This window comes from Verrucomicrobiota bacterium (assembly GCA_016871535.1).
In the GTDB taxonomy this organism is placed as follows: domain Bacteria; phylum Verrucomicrobiota; class Verrucomicrobiia; order Limisphaerales; family SIBE01; genus VHCZ01.
In genome coordinates, this window is record VHCZ01000411.1 from 1 (window position 1) to 3,292 (window position 3,292).

The 3,292-nt window shown below is 61.8% G+C and carries 2 protein-coding genes and 1 pseudogene; 1 reads left to right on the forward strand and 2 read right to left on the reverse strand.

Going from position 1 to position 3,292, the window contains the following annotated elements:
• Positions 1-574 precede the first annotated feature (574 nt).
• Together FJ398_26905 and FJ398_26910 are read right to left on the reverse strand one after the other, a co-directional pair.
• A complete protein-coding gene (locus FJ398_26905; GenBank protein ID MBM3841510.1) occupies positions 575-1,537 on the reverse strand; it encodes a Ppx/GppA family phosphatase in 963 nt (320 codons plus the stop codon).
• A gap of 946 nt (positions 1,538-2,483) precedes the next feature.
• A pseudogene (locus tag FJ398_26910) lies at positions 2,484-2,732 on the reverse strand (sigma-70 family RNA polymerase sigma factor).
• 67 nt (positions 2,733-2,799) lie between these two features.
• Between FJ398_26910 and FJ398_26915 the strand changes: the two are divergent.
• Positions 2,800-3,084, forward strand: coding sequence for a hypothetical protein (locus FJ398_26915; protein ID MBM3841511.1), 285 nt, complete (start codon positions 2,800-2,802; stop codon positions 3,082-3,084).
• The last annotated feature ends 208 nt before the right edge of the window (positions 3,085-3,292 follow it).

Genomic DNA, 3,292 nt, shown 5'->3' on the forward strand with positions numbered 1-3,292 from the left:
ATTCTCCTTCGTTGCGCCTCGCCATCCGGCCTTTGGCGCGAAAACAGGACCCCGCGGAATTTTCGGACACGCTCTGAGGAGAAACGAAGCCAGAAAGCGAAATCGCCCCAGCCCTCCGGGGCGGGGCGGCGCCTGGCCGGCTGCGGCGTTGCTCGTCGGTCACAGCCCCAAAACGGGGATGCTCCCTCCTCGCGCCTTGCATCCGGCCAGGCGGCGCTCCCGCCAAAACCGGAAGTTATTTTTGCACAGACCCTAAAGGCTGCGGTCCGCACGGTTTTCGGTTCATGGGCCGTGTGCACAGCTCGAAGGCCGTGGAAGCTTCCCTTGAGCCTGACGGTACGGCGAGCCTGTCCCCAGCGAGCCGATCCGGACGTGTTCCAAACGCGTGGAGCGGCTCGCCAGGACGGACTCGCCCTACCATCCGGTTCATGGGCCGAGTGCAGGTCCGAAAGGGTTTGCCTAAGGAAATCCATGTTCAAATCCGAGTATGGCCCCGCGACCACCAGGCGCAAGCTTTGCTCCCAACACCGGTGATTACCAGACCCGCAACTCACAACTGGCAACTGGCAACTGATCACCCCAAATCCATCATCGCGGCAAAGCGCAGGCCGCGCGTGCTCACGCGCATCGCCTCGAAGCCAAACTCCTCCATGACCATGGCCAAAATCGCCACGCCCATCAGGATCACGTCGGCGCGATTGGGCGGCAGGCCGGCCAGCGTTTTCCGCTGGGCAAGGGGCAGTCCCCACAAATGCCTCTGCCGCTGCCAGACGTCTTTACGCGTCAGCCGCAACGCCTCGATGCGAACGCGGTCGAACGCGGGGAGTTCAAGTTGCATCGCCGCCAGGATGGACGAGGTGCCGCCCGTCGTCACCAGTTGGAGGGCGTGTCCGGCGCATTGCTTTCGCGGCTCATCCAGGTGCGGCCGGATTTCCAGTTTCAGGAATTGCTGCAATTGTGCGTGGCAAGCCGACCATTCGCTCTCCAACGGCGGGTCGGACGGACGAATGCGCTCCAACAACCGGACTGTGCCCAGCGGAAAACTTCGGCGGAAGATTTGCGCGGGGCCGTCGCCGAGGATGAATTCCGTGCTCCCACCGCCAACATCCAGAATGAGCAACGGATGCGACGCCAGCGCCGGATCGCTCGTGACGCCGGCAAAAACCCAGTCCGCTTCCTGTTCCCCGGAGATAATCTCTACGGCCAGCCCGGACGCTTGTTGAATCGCGCTTTGCAGTTCGCTCTGGTTTCGGGCATCCCGCGCCGCGCTGGTTGCGATGACGCGGATGGATTGCGCCTGCCAGCGCGCGGCTTCGTCTGCGCACTGAGCCACGGCGCTGGCCGTGCGCTCGATGGCGTCGCGTTGCAGCCAGTGGGTTTCGTAGAATCCGGCGCCGAGGCGCGTTTGGTGGCTGCGCTCGTGGAGCGGCACAACACTTCGCCCCGTCACGTCCGCCACCAGCAGCTTGACCGAGTTCGTCCCGACATCGATGACGGCGCGGCGGAGGGTGGCTGAGAGAGGCAACGCGCTTTGCATATTGCCTTAACCGGCGTTTGAGCTGCGGCCCATGGTTATTGATCGCGTGTGCGGCGCACTCATTCTGCCCCGCCGCCCGTTTGGCGCAAGTGTTTGGATGAAGCACGGGAAGACAAGCAGTTGCGACAGGAGCACGGACCGCCTTGTCCGCGGTCCGCCACCGGATTTCCGCTCGACGTTGGCAAGCAGGTCTGCTTCGGCCATGTTCCGCACCGTGGAGAACAGCGCTGGAGGGAGTGGGCTTGTCCCAAACATGGTTCGAGCAGAAACACGACCACACGTGTCAATAGGCTGGAAGGTTGCAAGCATTGGCAATTTGGCGCATTTCAAAAACTGAAACATAAGCAAAGGAGGGCGTGGGCATGAATTCCCGTTTCGCAAGGCCAGGAAGGCCGCTGATTGTCTGCATCGCCGAGTTTGACAGGACCTACTGCCATGTCTTGGAATCTTTGGTCAACGACGGTCATGAATTCCGCTGCATCGGCATGTTGGTTTCCGGAGCATTGGGGCTGCTCAAGAATCGCTTTCGCGGCGACTCCTATTTGCAGACCACATAAACAGGCTTTTAGCCTCCGCCGACCGATTACCAGAGTTGCAGGATCTCTGTCAGACGGGTGGACGTCTTAACGTACTGCTTGGTCCGCGGGATGGACGACAAAGCTCGTAGCGCAGAGTTGCACTCTGCCGTATCGCAGAATTGTATTCTGCGGGGCGTCCCCCAGTCCGAGCACGCTGGGACTTGCCGGCGCCCTGCCGATTGGAAATCGGCGATACCGCAGATTGAAAATCTGCGCTACGGTTCTCCGGTCGATCTGTCGTCAATCCCACAGTCTGCACAGTGAGCGCCGCCCTTTCGACCGCTGACTCCAGGCGAATGGCAATCTCTCCGGGACAGGTCGGGTTCACGCCGGCCGGTTGCAGGGCTTGCATGACAGAAAGAGATCGCCGGGATGCGAATGGTGCGGGCCTGATCGGCGATCGCGCGCGTTATGGACTGCAGGATCCACCCGACGGCGTAAGTGGAGAACTTGTAGCCGCGGCGGTATTCAAACCGTTCCGCCGCTTTCATCAGCCCGATGTTGCCCTCTTGAATCAAGTCCAGGAACGAAACGGCGCGGTTGAGGTATCGCTTGGCCAGGGCGATGACCAGCCGGAGATTGGCTTCGACCATTTCCGTTCGAGCCTGGTGTGCTTCGGCCAGCACGCGTTTCAATTGGATCCAGCAGCCGAACCTGGCCGATCAACGTTCGCGACCGGTTGAGGTGCGCGTCCCGATCCTGAATTTTGTCCGAGATAACGCGGTCGAACCGTTCCTTGGGCGGGAGCGCGAGCAATTTGTCGGCGAGCGCGATGTGTTCCTTGGCGGTGAGCCCGAAGGCGCAGATCAGGCGTCGAATCTCGGTTTGCGCGCGTTCAATGCGCCGCCCGATCTCGACTTCCTGCTCGCGGCTGAGGGTCTGTGCAAAAATAACTTCCGGTTTTGGCGGGAGCGCCGCCTGGCCGGATGCAAGGCGCGAGGAGGGAGCATCCCCGTTTTGGGGCTGTGACCGACGAGCAACGCCGCAGCCGGCCAGGCGCCGCCCCGCCCCGGAGGGCTGGGGCGATTTCGCTTTCTGGCTTCGTTTCTCCTCAGAGCGTGTCCGAAAATTCCGCGGGGTCCTGTTTTCGCGCCAAAGGCCGGATGGCGAGGCGCAACGAAGGAGAATATCCTCCCTGGATCTTCGACTGAGGAGCAACGAAGCCAGGCGGCCTTTG